Source organism: Mesorhizobium sp. M8A.F.Ca.ET.021.01.1.1 (genome assembly GCF_003998025.1).
Taxonomy (GTDB): Bacteria; Pseudomonadota; Alphaproteobacteria; order Rhizobiales; family Rhizobiaceae; genus Mesorhizobium.
Genome location: NZ_RZSJ01000011.1, coordinates 13,977 through 27,558, shown reverse-complemented (window position 1 = coordinate 27,558; position 13,582 = coordinate 13,977). Strand labels below are relative to the sequence as shown.

Here is a 13,582-nt window from a genome sequence, read left to right as displayed (position 1 = left end):
GACCTGCACGCCGGCCGTCTGCGCGGACATGGCCATCTGCTGATCGGCCATGGTCTTCTGCTGGTTCGCCATGCCGACCGTCTGCGCGCCGGTCTGGGCGTTGGTGCCCGTCTCGGCAAGCTTTGTCTTCATCTGCTCCAGCGGTGCGCCTGCGGCCTGTGCAGCCTGACCCATGGTCGACATCTTGGCGTTCAGGGCGTCGATCGAATTGGTCGTGGTCGGATCGAGCGCGGGCTTGCCGGCCGAGTTAGCCGAAGAGCCCATGCCGATCGAAGTCGGATTGTATCCCTGACGGGCCAGCAAGGCGCGCTGCTGATCGCTCAGGCCACCAGCCCACGAGCCGCCGCCCATGCGGTTGCCGGCCTGACCGCGTCCGCCGAGGTCGTAGTGCATGCCGTCGCCGGCACCATACTGGTAGTCCTTGCCCGTTGCCGGGTTACGGCCCCACTTGCCGCCGAAGTAGCCGCCCCAACGGAAGTCCTTTGCGAGTTCGGGGTACTTCTCCATCTGGACCTGACGGGCCGTCTGGGCAAACTGCTCATTGACGCGGAACTGTTCCGCGTTCTGATACATGCCGCCGCCAGCCGCCGATCCATAGCTCTTGCCGGTCAGCGGGTCCGTCAGCTTCACGTCGGTCGCCAGACCGCGCGTGTGCTCGCCGTGGCCGGAGTAGCGCTGGCCGGAGTAAGCTTCGACCTGCAAGCCGGAGCGCTTGGCAGCGGTGCCAAGAATGTCACGCAGGCGCGAGTCGACATTGTCCGCACCACGGCTGACGAAGTTGCCGACTTCCTTGTAGGTGCCGGTGCCGGCCGCATTGCCGAGCAGACCGCCGCCACCACCAGCGTAAGCCGGCGCGGCCTTTGCCATGGCCTGAGAGGTCGGCAGAGGCTGCGCGCCGCGCAGGCCGAGGTCCGCGTTCGTGTTGTTGGTGTTCTTGATGACGATCTGGTCGGACGTGATCTCGCCCTTGCGCAACTGGTCGAGCATCGAGCCCGGCCGCGCAGCATTGATCTGGGCAGACGTGGTCTCACCCTTGCGCATCTGGTCGAGCATCGAGCCCGGCCGCGCCGGGTTGATCACGTCGGCCGCGCTCGTGGTTGCCTTGGTCGCGCTGACCTGTGCCGAAGCCATGGTCTTAATCGCGTCCGTGTTGGCGCTGACCGCCTTTTCCAGAGGCAGTCGATCGGTCGACAGCGGTCCATTCGGCAGCGTCTTGGCCCCCGGAATGTCGGCCAGAGGTGCGCGCGTGACGGCGTTGCTGATGCTCTTGGTAGTTGCATCTGCGATCTTGGACGTATCGGCACCGGTCGCGCCGAGGCCGAGGCCGTCGATCGCCAGACCAGACGTGTAGACGTTGGTCATTGCCGTGGTGATGGTCTCTCCGATGCTGGAGAGCTTGGCCAGCGCCTGCTCAGCCTGCGACTGGCCGTTCTTCTGGCCGTCCTGCCCCATTGCGCCGAACATGTCCTTCATCATGGAGTCGAGGCTGATCTTGACGAAGTTGGCGAGGATCGAGCGCGCCAGACCGGCGAAGTCGGCGTCGGCACCCGTGACGAACTTGCTGATCTCGTCGGACAGTCCACCGATGCCATCGGCGATGGCGTTCTGCATGTTGTCGTTGAAGTCGCCGACCTTGGCGGACCAACGCTCGATGCCGTTGCCGATGTCGCCGTTCATCTTGGCGAGGCCGACCTGATAATCGGTCAGCGCCTGAGCCTGTTCATTGGTCAGGTCGATGCCCTGCTTGAGCAGGTCGTTGCGCGCGTCGACAGCCGCGTTGACGGCAGTTTCATAGCCGGTGCGCGCCTTGGCGGCGTTGAGTTCTGCCGTGTAGTCGCGCACCAGCGCGCCGACCGGGCTGCGGTCGTCGAGCGTCTTGGCGTCCAGCACCTTCTTCATGCTGGCAGCCTGCGCGTCGGACAGGCCACGCTTCTTCTGAATCTCGTCGATGTAGGTCAACTGGTTCTTGTAGAGGTCGTTGGCCTTGCCGAGTGCGTTGACCTCATCCCAGAGCTTCTGGGCAGCCGGTGTGAGCGTCTTCGCCTTCTGCTCAAGCAGCTTGATCTCTTCCTCGCGCTGCTTGTTGATCTGCTTTTCGTTCGAGAGTTCCTGATTCTGAATCCCGTTGGCGGTCGCGTCGGCCTGCGCCTTGAGCTTGTTGAACTCGTCGGTGAAGCCGCCAAACAGGTTCGACGGATCGAGGGCGTTACCGATGCTCTTCATGTAGTCGGTGCCGGTCTTCTGACCGGCCTCTTCGGCAACGCTATCGCCGATGCCGAACATGCCGTTCAATCCGGTCACGAGGTCGGTTTTGGAGAAGTCCGCCAGCGCGTGCGAGAATCCCGGCATGTACTGGATCATCTTGTCGCCAAGATTTTCACCGATCCACTTGCCGAGCCAAGCACCGCCCTTGGCCGCGCCGTAGGCAGCGGCCGTCCAAGCGAGCAGAGCGCCGGTAAACTTGGCCGTGGAAACGGCACCAGCGCCCATATAGATCGAGAGCCCGGCGACGGCCGCGCCGATGCCGAGAAGCTTGGTGGTGATCGAGGAGTCGGACTGGAGCAGCTTGACCAGACCCAGCATGCCAGCGAAGAGCAGCGTCGTCGGCGAGATGGCCGAGCGCACGGCGGCAGCGAACGACACCAGCGTGCCGGTCGCGGCGAAAGCGATCAGGAAGTCCTTGACCTGATCCTTATGCTCGACAAGCATACGGCCGAGGACGCCGAGGACCTTCATGGCCTCGCCGAGGGATGCGCCGAAGCTCTTGGCGAACTTCAACATGTCGTCGGAACGCAGCACGGTTGCGAACTGGGCAGCCAGCGCGCCGAGGCCGGCGTTAAAGCCGTTGTCGAAGATGGTCTTCTTGAACTCAGTCCATGCGTTCTGCATGTCCTGAATCTTGCCCTGCGACGAGTTCAGTGCGGCTTCGAGGGCCGGACCAAACCGATTGGTCACGCCGTCCGCCATCTTGATCAGGTAGTCCGGCGTGATTTCGCCGGCCTTCATCATCTTGAAGAACTCGGTCGTGCCCTTGCCGACAGTATCGGAGAGCAGCTTGATCGCGCCGGGAAGGTGTTCGCCCAACTGCTGCTGCAATTCTTCGGCGCTGACCTTGCCCTTGGTGAACATCTGCTCAAGCGCGAGCAGCGCGTACTTCTGGTTCTCCGCGCCGACGCCCATGGCGGCGAACGCGGTCGAGAAGCCGGCGAAGACCTTCTGGGTGTCTGCGGCCGAGACACCGGTCAGGCGCGCGGCGACGGCGAACTTGCCGTAGGATTCTGCGGCCGACTGGATGTCGATCGGCATGCGCTGCGCCAGATCGGTCAGGAACTTCAAATGATCTTCGACTTCGGTAGACGACGTGGCGACGGTGCCGAGCGTGCGCTGGAGCGCGATGAAGGCGGAGCCGGTCTGATAGATGCCCTGCGCAACCGCGCCGACCGAGACGGAGCCGAGCGCCGTCGTCAGCAAGCCTGCCGCGTGATAGGTCAACGACATCTGGCGATCGAGGATGCGCGAGGCAGCGATCGTACCGCCGATGCCGCGCGTCCAGCTTGCCATGGCGCTGGTGCCGGCCTTGCCGGCGTTGCCAACCGAGCGGCCGACATTGACGTTGAGGCCGTTCAAGCGCGCCAGTCCGGCTGCGACTGCATTGATCTGTGCCGGCGCGGCCGTCGACATAGCATGCAGGAGCGCGGTCAGGTTCTTGACGGCGGAGGCGGACGGCCCCTGAAACCCGGAACTCGCGGTTCGCAGGGCGTTCAGGTTCGCAGCGAGTGTGGGGGTGATCTTGAGGCCCGCGATCTGCTTGACGAAAGCGGGGAACTTGGAGGCGCTGGACGAAGGACCCTTGAAGCCCTTCATTGCTGCGGAGAGTGCCGTTACGCGCGCGGGCAGCGGTGCAGGGATATTGATCTTGCCGATCGACGAGAGGGCCTTGCCCCACTTGTCGAGTCCGGCAGGTGGTCCACGGAAGCCCTTGAGGGCTGCCTTGACTTCGTTGAGCAGGCCAACGAAACGCGTGTCGATCTTGGCCTTGGCGAGCGCCGCCATGGCTTCCGGCACCTTCTTGAGCGCGTCCGCGTTGAAGCGGAAGCTGGCAAGGGTGCGCTGGAGCATCTGGAGATTGTTGACGAGGGTCTTGGAGAGCTTGACGCGGTTCAGCGTCTCGATGGCCTGCGCCGTGCCGCGCACGGTCTTGGACAGGCCCGACAGGTTGGTGGTGCCGAGCTTGCTCAACGACTCGAAGGCGCTCTTGGCGCGCTGGTCGAACGCCTTGAGGGTCTTCATGGCGTCGTTCAGCGTGCCCGTGAACGTCTTGACGCCGCGCTGTCCGTTGCTGGCGTCGACGCCAATCTTGATGTTGTAACTGTCGCTCATCGACGCCCTCGGCGGTTGCCTTTTTTCTCCATCTCCTTCCGGTGCTTGTCCTGCGCCTGTTCGATCTCGGCGTACTTCCGGCGAAGCCAGTCGCCGTCGAGTTCGGAGAGGAAGAAGAGCAGGTCACGCCGGTCCTCATCATCGACGAGGCCTTCGAGGTCGCAGTAGGCGCGGACCTCGGTCACCATGATCGGCTGCGGGCCGCTCTGGTTGACAATCCGGGTGCGGGAAAGGACAGCGAAAGCGGCCCAGACCCAGTGAAGATGCGCAGGGAGGAAATCCTGCGCATCGTCTTCGATTTCGGGAGTGGAATCGGGGAGCGGGCTCTTGCCCTGCTCACGCCGGATGTCGTTGATCCACTTCCGGTTGTTTGCCTTTTTGCTGGCTCCCGGTGTGGCGAACTGCCGCGCGAGCCAGCTTAGGAGTTTTTTGCGTCGGCCTCGCGAGCGCGCTTCTTGAACGTCTCGTTCGAGGTCAGGACGGCGATCACGTCGCGCAGGAACTGCGGCTCTTCATCGAAGAACTTCTCGGCGGTGTCGGCCGAGAACGGAATCTTGCGCTCAACTTCCTTACCATCCGCGCCGATTTCGCCAGTGCCCTCGGTGAGGTTCCAATCCAGCAAGGAAGACTGAGAGATCAGCTTCTTGAAGATTTCGTTCTGGTCGTCTTCGGGGATTTCCTTGCCGAGGCGCAGGAGGGCCGCATACGGCTCGTTGAGCTTCTTGCGGAGTGCGCGGGTGTGGGCGGAGTCGAAGGAGCGAACCTTGACCTTGATGCTGCCGCTGACCGGGCTCCAGACGCCCTCTTCGGCTGCGGACTTGTCGTAAGCGTAGATGTCGGAGAACTTTGCCATTGCTTTCACTTTCGTCGGGAATTGTGGGGCCGATCCTCCCGACAAGGACCGGCCCCGTTTCGCGCGCGCAAACTCGAAGAGTTCATCGCTGGAGTGTTCGGGCTCCATTGAAAAGACAGGTGTCCAGAATTACTGGACACGCTGGTTATGCCATTGCGGGCATGGTGCTGGAGAAGCGGTCGATCTGGATCATGCAGTTCGTCGCCGGATCGCGCTGCGCTTCCCACTCGATGTTTTCGACCACGTCCTGATCGATGCCTTCCGGCGCGATCGGGTCGGCGGTCAGCTTGATCGCCGGGATCGTGAAGTCGTAACGGTTCTTCGCGTTGTCGTGGTAGAAGAACGACAGCGAAATGGTGTCGTGGTCGACGAACTTGTCGAACAGTTCACCGGTCTCGAAGTAGGCCGAGAACTTGCCGGTCAACTGGAAGCGACCGACGCCGATGCCGACAGCGTACTTGTTGCCAACCGCGCGCTGTTCACGCAGGGAGGCGTCACCGGAGATGGTGATTTCCTGCAAGAAGGCCGCGCCGACAACGCCGTCGATCGCCAGAGAGCCGACGTTCGAGGTTGCATTCATGATGTCGTGCGCCGGAGCATCCTTCGGCGTGTACGGCGCGTTGCGCAGGAGCGAGGTCTGCGTCTGACGGCGTTCCATGGCGCGGCCCATCAACTGGATCGTACCGGTGGAGATTTCGCCCGACTTCATCGCCAGTTCGAAGGAGCCGACGCGCAGGCCGGTTGCCACGAAGTGCTGGTTCACGTCTTCGAACGAGGTCTCGACAGTGAACGACTGACGGACGAAATCCTGAACGCGGCCGGGGTTGCGGATGATCGAGCCCTTGACCGTGATGCCGACCGGGCCGGCGTTCGCGTTGGTCGCGGGAGCCGGGAACACACCGATCACGTCGTCAGCGACGGACGTGACGGTGAAGATGCCGCGCAGAGAGTCGATGCCGCCAGCGAAGTTGGTGACCGCGATGTTGGCCGAGATGTCGGTGGTCTCGACGATCGAGCCACCCGCGACTGCGGCGAGGTTGGTGATCGCGACCGTGCCGGTGGTGTTGACGGCCTTGAGTGCGAGGTTGCCCTTGGCAACTTCGAGCATGATCGCCGCAGCGAGATTGTCGCCAGCCGCCGTTGCGGACGCACCGACTGCCATGCCAACCACGCCAGCCGCGACAACGCCGCCCCACTGGAAAATCTTCTGCTTGACGCCGTCCGAGATCGTGACCTTGGAGCCCGCGCCGGGGACACCCGACAGGACAACCGAACCGGCTTCGAAGCCGAGACCGTCGACATGAATCTTCTGGCCGAGCTTCAACTGACCAGCGGCAATCGCTGCCGCGAAGGCATTGGTGCCGTTGGAGTCGATCGCGGATGCGCCGCCCGTGCCGAAACGGATGTCCGTGCTCTTCATGAGGATCACGTCGTTGGCGTCGAGAACGGTCGTGTGCTCGGAAGCCGCCTCGGCGACGAAGGTCGCACCGGTCACGGTGACGACGGTGTTGCCGCCCGTGAAGGTGACGGTGGCGATCGTGGCGTAGGTGTTGTTGCCGGTCGTGAGAAAGCCTTCGGTCTTGATCTTGCGACCGACCGTCAGGTAGACCGTCCAATCGCCGCCGATCGTGATTTCGTCGGTGTCGGTGATCGAGACATGCTTGCCCTTGAACACGTCGAAGCCCATCGGACGGGACCAGACGCCGTAAAGGAAGGCGGCGAGGAAGTCGTCGATGGCACCTGCGGACAGTTCGAAATTGATTTCACCCTCGGCGGATGCGCCGACCTCGGCAATGCCGGGGACCATACGGTCAGAGCGAAGCTCTTCCGAGGTCTTGGTTTCCTTCTTGGGGGCAAGCTGCGAACCGGTGATGCGCATCTCGCGCGGCACGCCGGAGTTCGGGGTTACGCCCCACGCTGCCGAGTCTTCGGCGAGGTAGCGAAGGGACGCGCGATTGGAATCGGCGAAAGTTCCCGCCATGGGGATGCTCCTTGGTCAGAGTGTGTGGGAGTTGACGGACGACTCCCAGCCATCCTTGTTCAATGTTCGGAATGTTAGTTTTTCTTGCGTCTTACGTCAAGAAATTCTTGACAAACGGCTCAAAGTGAGGCAGGCGCACGAACTTCGGAGTTAGACTCCGGCAGGGATGTTCTTGACGAAACCCTCGTACCAGAAGAACACCCGGCCCATGATGCGGTAGTAGGGTCCGGTGACCGGCGCGGAGCCGACCGACTTCTTCCAGAAATTGGCTTTGACCGTGCCGCGCGAGGGCTTCCGGTAGGCCAGACTGTCGGCGAGCTTGTGTGCCAGCTTCTCGATCTCGGCGTGACCTGTGTCCTTCGGGATCGTCACGTCGATCTGGACGAAGCCGGGCGTGCGCTCGATGAACAGGGCGGTGCCGAACGAACGGCGCTGGCTGTCCCCGGTCTTGGTGCAGAGAGAAATCCAAGAGCCGGCCTTCGGCTGGTCGAACGGGACATTGTCCAACTGCACCGGAAAGGTCGGCGCATACTGAGCAGCGGCCGACAGGACGTTGTCTTCCACAAGCTTGCGGAAGTCATCGTGGTCCAGAATGTCGACTGTCGTGCTCATCACATGTTTCCAAGCTTTGCGACAACTTCTGCATAGGTGATGCCGAACATGCCGTCTACAGGATGTTTACCCGGATAGGGTAAGAGACCTGCTTCAAGTTCCTCGATATGGCGCGCGTTGTTCGTCAGCCAATAGACTGCGAACGGATTGCTGAAATCCAGAGCCTCGCGCGTAGCGTGCGCAGCGGCCGAGTTCGCACCACGCCGGCCGGGGCCTTCTTCGCCGCCGCCGATCGGATCATGCTCGACGGCGTTCGGAGTCCCCTTCGTCCAGATCATATTGCGGACAGCGCGGCCGGACCAGACCGGCGTGCGTGGATGGATCGAGGTATCGATTTCCAGCACGACGCGGCTGACAACCTTGGCGAAGTGCTTCTTGATCCGGTCTTCAATGCCCTGCATTTTGGCAATGATGGCGTCGATGTTGGACGTGTACATTACGGCTGTGCGATGAACAGGATGATGGATGCTTCGACGCTGTCGGTGGCGACCTTCTCGATCTCCCAGTCGTCGTCGGAGGGCTTAATGCGGATGCGGTCCTGCGCCTCGGGATACCGGCTGCCGGTAGCTTCCCAGTTCAGCGTGGGGATCACGACCTTGTTGGTCGAAACGGTAAGGCCGTACTTTGCCGATTCAGTGTCCGAGGCGAGGCCGAACATTGCCATGCCCAGTGGCACAATTTCCTCGGTCGTGGTGAAACCGCCTGTCTCGACATCGTAAACGGTGTCGGACACGAGCACCAAGGAGATTTCACGCGCGCCGTCGCCCGCGATGGTCACGGTCTTGTGCATCAGGTTCTTGGCGAGGCTGGCGAAATTCATTTAATTCGTCCGCACGATCGGCTTGAAGCCACGGTCGCCGGGGCCGACGCCAAAGACGCGAAGCAGTCGGCTCAACCACTTCGGCGCGGCCGACTGGCCGGAGAAGTTGTCCTGCCACTCGATCTCGATCGTGTCGTTGCGGAAACGCTTGATGCCGACCGAGTTGGAGGCCTCTTCCGGGTCGGTGACGAACAGCCAAACCGCTACCATTGCCACGGCGTGTTTCAGGGCCGTGGGGATGACGCACGAGGGGACGCAGTATTCGCCGTCGTTCATGCCATAGCGCGGCCAGCGCAGCGCCTGAGTCTTTTCGACCTGACGGCCATACCACTGATAGTTTTCGTCGAGCCAGCGCGTGGCAAAGACCAGCATCTGCTTGCGCTTCTCGTCGTCAGGCATGCCAGTCCAGAGCGGCCCGAAGCGCGGATCGATTTCCAGATATGCGGTTGCCTCTTCGAGGCTGACATAGGTGTTGGCGTTGACGACGATTGTGCCGTCTTCCACGATCAAGGTGATGGGCATTAGGCGAACTCCACCATCATCGCGACAACGCCGTCGTATTCGGTCACGCCATCTCCATCGTGGGAAAGGATAAGCTGGATATAGTCGCCCGGCACGACAGGCGACCAAAGCGACGTGGACATCATCGACGTAACGCCCTGCACGGAGAAGGCGTTGAGAGCGGTCGCGCCGTTCTTGACAAAGCTGCCACGGAAATTCGGCAGCACCACAATCGCAGGACCGGGCGTGTAGCTCGCCGAGATGGCCGTCAGCTTGACGCGAGTTGCGCCTGCGGGGATGATGATGCGGTCCATGCTCGCTGGATTGAGCGCGCCGCCGTCGTCGATGACGGAATGGTCGAACGTGACGAACGTGTTCTGCTGGGTGAGATCGAGCAGGTTGCCAAAATCGGTCGTCTCGGTTTCGACCACGGTGATCGAAAGCGCCGAGCCGCCGCCCTGACCGGCCGCGTCGGCGATTGCCTTCATCGTCTTGTCGATCGTCTCGAAGCCGTTCTTGACCATGTCTTCGAGGGAGATAAATCGGGCGTCCTCAACGGGGAGCCCGTAGTTAGGCGTAGACATGCGGGCCTCCATGAAAAAGGGGGGCCGCTGGTTTCCCAACGGCCCCGCCGAATTTGAGCCACAACCTTACGTCGGCGGAGGCCTGATTGTCAAGCAATTCTGGACACGGGGCTCAAGCAGCACGAAGCGTGCGCGCGACTCCACCTTCCCGGTCCTGCTTGAACGCCTTCACCCATTCGCGAGCGGTCTGGGAGCGGACAACATCGTCCTCCGTGAAGTGGACCATGCCGACGTTCAGCCCATGCCGTTTCACCATCGAAGCGATGGCGGTCAGGCCACTTTCCTTACCGATGTCCGACTGGTCTGGATCGCCGCAGATGATCGCCTGAGCGTTTTCACCGATGCGGGTCAGGAACATCTCAAGATCGCCGAGCGTGCAGTTCTGCGCCTCGTCGAGCAGGAAGACACCGTCCTTGACAGTCCGTCCGCGCATATGCTCGAACGGAAGAACCTCGATCTGCTTGTTGGTCATCAGCCGATCGACTTCCGCGCCCGACGTGCCTTCCTTGAAGGCGTCGACGATGGGCACCAGCCACGGCTTCATCTTCTGGTCGCCATTGCCCGGCAGGAAGCCAAGCTTATGGCGCGTGGCCGAAATGCTCGGCCGCGCGATGATGATGCGGTTGATGGACTTGATCAGAAGTCGATTGAGCGCATGACGCGCCGCAACATAGGTCTTTCCGGAGCCAGCGGGTCCAAGTGCCATCACAACCGGAAAGGCATTCAGATGCTGGATGAGATCACGCTGCCGCTCGTTACGCGGTTCGAGACCCTTGGGACGACGCGCTTCCTTCTCGGCCTTTCGAGCCTCGCGCTTCGACGCCTTATGCGAGTGCGGGGATTCCTCCAGCCAGACTTCCGACGATTCCATTCATGGGACTTTCAAACGTAAGCTCAGTTTGGACACGCTGGAGCTTTGTAATCAGCGCACCGAGGTCGGTTGCGACCTCGATCCTGTCGGCCGGCAAAGAAATCCCCCGCTCCGCCAGCGATTTGAGAGTATCCGCCAGACCGTTTACGTTCTGGCAGAACTGGTCCTCTGCTTCCGGATCAATGTCGGAAGCGTACTGCACAAAATTCAATCCCTTGACTGCAATGCTCATTTCCCAAACCTCGACTTTGTTGTTGTTTTGACGAGGATTGAAACCGCCCTCCCGCCATGAAAACGAGTGGTATTGCCAGAAAGTTAAAGTTGCAAGAGGGAGTTAGGAACGGAGCGCATATTAGCAATCGGAGTTGAACGGACCTCCGATTTCCGGAGTGCGTGTTACCGGCGCTTTCCGCCCATCTGGATACGGACATCGTTGAGGGTGTCTTCAATGCGATCAAGCTTCTGGTTTGCCGCAGCCACACCCTTTTCAGTCTGCTCGATGCGGAAATGCCACACTTCATCGCTCTTGCGGGCTTCCTCCATCACGCCGACGCGCGCGGCGACGGTGGTGAGGTCTTCGGCCATGGCCTTCTGGGCAGACAGGGTGCCGTAGACATAGCCGATGCCCGACAACATCGCCCCCAAAACGGCAATGGCGAGGCTGATGGTTTTCAGCGCCTCGCCAATGTTTGCAAAAGAAGTCTTGAAGTACGACACGGTGATCTCCTGTGCCGCTATTCCTTGAGCGGCGTCTTGGGCTTGCCGACCTTACCGGACGGCTTGGGAGCTTCATCGTCCCCGACGATCTCAGCGGGTGCTTCAACGACCGGTTTGACATTCGACCAGCCCTTGTTCAGGACCAGTTCGTTGGCCAGTTCCGGCGCGATCTCATACGGTTCGCCAGCGGGCGACCAAATCGTCTTGTACAGGTTCATGGCCTATTCCTCGGTTACGGCCGGAGTCTCTTCGGCCGGGGTCTCGGGAGCGGCTTCCACGTCGGTGGCGACAGCACCCTCGGCGCGCGCCTTCTCGATCGTGTCAACCAGCTTTGCGTGGCCGGTGCGCTTGTCGATCGTCAGCTTCATCTTGGCTGCGATCTCGAACAGTTCCTCGCGGGTCAGATCGGCGAGTTCACTCGATCCGGCCTCGGCAACCTCGGAGGCAGCCCGTGCGGCGGCGGCGAGAAAGTCGGGCGCGTTGACCTTTGCTTCTTCGACAGGCGTCAACTTGCGAACGTTGCCGCTGGTATTCGAGTTCTTCTTCGCTTCCTCCTGCGCCTTGGCAAGGACGGAGTCGTAATCGTGCACCCATTCGGCACCGTAGAGGCGGACCTGCTCGGACGCATTGGTCCACGAGAGGTCGGCGATGATACGGCCATCGGCCACTTTTACGGCGTAAGTCGGAGTGGTCATCGGGAATGCTTTCTATATCGGGGAAATTCGGACACGGCTTCGCAGGCCGGGTTGCCCCGACCTGCGTTAAGCGTGTGGCTTAGACGGCCTTGCCGGAGTCCGGCAGGACGTAAGCTTCGATCTTGACGGACGGCGTGGTGCCGCCGACATCGATGCCGATGCCCCAATACTTGTGGGTCGGAGCAACGTCGACGAGATTGAACTGGTCGATCAGAAGCTCGTTCCAACCAGCGCGGAGCGTCTTGGTCTGGTGAATGGTCGGCGATGCGAGGTCGGCGGTGGCCGACGTGATCACCGTCATGGCGTAGGTCTCGTCGGCGGACGTGGTGTCCATCGCGGAGGCCTTGGCCTTGATTGCGACATTGCCGTCCTTCACGGCTGCGTTCCAGACCGCGCCGAGCGGGGTCTTGAGTTCGCCGATGAGGATCGAAGTGTCCGCCGTGATAGCAGCGTCGGTAGCCTTGCGGATCGCGAACGCGGCATCGGGGACGAAGCGGGCCTTGGAGTTCATTGTTTCTTCCTTCCGGATGTTTGGGATCAGGGAAAACGGGAGGGCCGAAGCCCTGCCCTATTAGCCCGTGAAGTCCGCGCTGGTGATCGAGGCGATACGTGCAGCGGCACGACCGTGCATGACGGCGAGGCCAACCAGCCACTCGACGCGGGTGCGCAGAGCAGGCTTGCTTTCCAGTTCACCGAGGTCCTTGACTTCCATGATGCCGTTCTGGAGGCCGACGATCTTGTCCTCGCCGAGCGACACGACGTACAGCGACGTGGTGTTCGCCGTGGAGTCGATGCCGGTCTCGTTGAAGTCGATGATGCGCTGGCCGAGGTCGTTGACATCCGGCATCAGGATCGGAAGGTCGTTGTACTGCGTCACCTGACGGCCGAAGGCGTCGACCGTGTAGGTGATCTCGCCGCCCTTCTGGTCGCGAGCCGCCTTGGTGAGCTTGCGGCGCAGGGCCTTGCTCATGACAAGGTGGGTCGGATTGTCGACGGCGTCGATCGCGGCGTCGAGAACTTCCAGCGACAGAGCGCCGGCGACGTTCTGGGCCGAGGTCGGCTGGAACAACTGAGCGCCGGTGATGCGCTTGCGCAGGCCGTCGAACTCACGGGGATCGGCTTCGGAGTCACCGTTCATGAGCTTGTCGGCGAGGTACAGGGCCTTGGCCTTGACCTTCATCGCTTCCTGCGAAGAGCGGACGCCGCGACCACGGGTCTTGATGATGGCCGTGTCAACGTCGAGTTCGCCACCCGCGATGCGCAGGATTTCGGACTCGGGGTTGATGACGCCGGTCGACTCCGTGTAGCCTTCGTTAAAGCCACGGAACGCAACGCCCGGCAGCTTACCTTCACGGTTGTAGACGTAGGCACCGCCCGGAACGTCGATGAACGGCATTGCCGCCAGCAAGTCCGAGTTGCGCGGGAACATTTCGATGATGGTCGAGCGCTTCACGTCGCCGGAGACCAGCTTGGAAGCTTCCAACAGGGTAACGGGCATGAGATGATCTCCTTTGATGCCAGTTTGGTTTCAGGTTCAGGTCTGAGGGTCTTGGTTGCTCCGGTCAGAC

16 protein-coding genes are annotated in these 13,582 nt (G+C 61.7%); all 16 read right to left on the bottom strand.

Features of this window, described 5'->3' with window-relative positions; genetic code table 11:
* Positions 1 to 4,380: tape measure protein (locus tag EOA36_RS02870; protein ID WP_145969104.1), on the bottom strand; the 4,380-nt coding region annotated here is incomplete at its 3' end.
* Positions 4,377 to 4,568: a hypothetical protein gene (locus EOA36_RS02865; RefSeq protein WP_127275549.1), complete on the bottom strand. Its 192-nt coding sequence runs from the start codon at positions 4,566 to 4,568 to the stop codon at positions 4,377 to 4,379. The genes EOA36_RS02865 and EOA36_RS02870, both read right to left, overlap by 4 nt.
* Positions 4,569 to 4,798: 230 nt before the next feature.
* Positions 4,799 to 5,233, bottom strand: a complete 435-nt coding sequence (locus EOA36_RS02860) for a hypothetical protein (protein ID WP_127275548.1) — start codon at positions 5,231 to 5,233, stop codon at positions 4,799 to 4,801.
* 145 nt (positions 5,234 to 5,378) lie between these two features.
* Positions 5,379 to 7,214, bottom strand: coding sequence for a phage tail tube protein (locus EOA36_RS02855; RefSeq protein ID WP_127275547.1), 1,836 nt, complete (start codon positions 7,212 to 7,214; stop codon positions 5,379 to 5,381).
* A gap of 150 nt (positions 7,215 to 7,364) precedes the next feature.
* Positions 7,365 to 7,826 (bottom strand): phage tail terminator-like protein, encoded by a 462-nt coding sequence (locus EOA36_RS02850; RefSeq protein ID WP_127275546.1) that lies wholly within the window; start codon positions 7,824 to 7,826, stop codon positions 7,365 to 7,367.
* Entirely contained in the window at positions 7,826 to 8,263 is a 438-nt protein-coding gene (locus EOA36_RS02845) for a hypothetical protein (RefSeq protein ID WP_127275545.1), read from the bottom strand. The genes EOA36_RS02850 and EOA36_RS02845 overlap by 1 nt, the downstream gene beginning before the upstream one ends.
* Positions 8,263 to 8,646 carry a hypothetical protein gene (locus EOA36_RS02840; protein ID WP_127275544.1) on the bottom strand — a complete coding sequence of 128 codons (384 nt, stop codon included), beginning with the start codon at positions 8,644 to 8,646 and terminating at the stop codon, positions 8,263 to 8,265. Before EOA36_RS02840 ends, EOA36_RS02845 begins: the two co-directional genes overlap by 1 nt.
* The gene (locus tag EOA36_RS02835) at positions 8,647 to 9,168 is read right to left on the bottom strand and encodes a DnaT-like ssDNA-binding protein (protein ID WP_127275543.1); all 522 of its coding nucleotides are present in this window, start codon (positions 9,166 to 9,168) and stop codon (positions 8,647 to 8,649) included. It abuts the gene before it with no gap.
* Positions 9,168 to 9,731 (bottom strand): hypothetical protein, encoded by a 564-nt coding sequence (locus EOA36_RS02830; protein WP_210212397.1) that lies wholly within the window; start codon positions 9,729 to 9,731, stop codon positions 9,168 to 9,170. The genes EOA36_RS02835 and EOA36_RS02830 overlap by 1 nt, the downstream gene beginning before the upstream one ends.
* 112 nt (positions 9,732 to 9,843) lie before the next feature.
* Positions 9,844 to 10,602, bottom strand: coding sequence for a PhoH family protein (locus tag EOA36_RS02825; protein WP_127275541.1), 759 nt, complete (start codon positions 10,600 to 10,602; stop codon positions 9,844 to 9,846).
* Complete coding sequence (locus tag EOA36_RS02820; protein ID WP_127275540.1) at positions 10,556 to 10,834, bottom strand: hypothetical protein; 279 nt, start codon at positions 10,832 to 10,834, stop codon at positions 10,556 to 10,558. Before EOA36_RS02820 ends, EOA36_RS02825 begins: the two co-directional genes overlap by 47 nt.
* Positions 10,835 to 10,998: 164 nt before the next feature.
* Positions 10,999 to 11,319 carry a hypothetical protein gene (locus EOA36_RS02815; protein WP_127275539.1) on the bottom strand — a complete coding sequence of 107 codons (321 nt, stop codon included), beginning with the start codon at positions 11,317 to 11,319 and terminating at the stop codon, positions 10,999 to 11,001.
* A 17-nt stretch (positions 11,320 to 11,336) separates the two neighbouring features.
* Positions 11,337 to 11,537: a hypothetical protein gene (locus EOA36_RS02810; RefSeq protein WP_127275538.1), complete on the bottom strand. Its 201-nt coding sequence runs from the start codon at positions 11,535 to 11,537 to the stop codon at positions 11,337 to 11,339.
* 3 nt (positions 11,538 to 11,540) lie between these two features.
* Positions 11,541 to 12,014: a hypothetical protein gene (locus EOA36_RS02805; RefSeq protein WP_127275537.1), complete on the bottom strand. Its 474-nt coding sequence runs from the start codon at positions 12,012 to 12,014 to the stop codon at positions 11,541 to 11,543.
* Between the two features lie 79 nt (positions 12,015 to 12,093).
* Entirely contained in the window at positions 12,094 to 12,525 is a 432-nt protein-coding gene (locus tag EOA36_RS02800) for a hypothetical protein (protein ID WP_127275536.1), read from the bottom strand.
* 60 nt (positions 12,526 to 12,585) lie between these two features.
* The gene (locus EOA36_RS02795; protein WP_127275535.1) at positions 12,586 to 13,512 is read right to left on the bottom strand and encodes a major capsid protein; all 927 of its coding nucleotides are present in this window, start codon (positions 13,510 to 13,512) and stop codon (positions 12,586 to 12,588) included.
* Between the last annotated feature and the right edge of the window lie 70 nt (positions 13,513 to 13,582).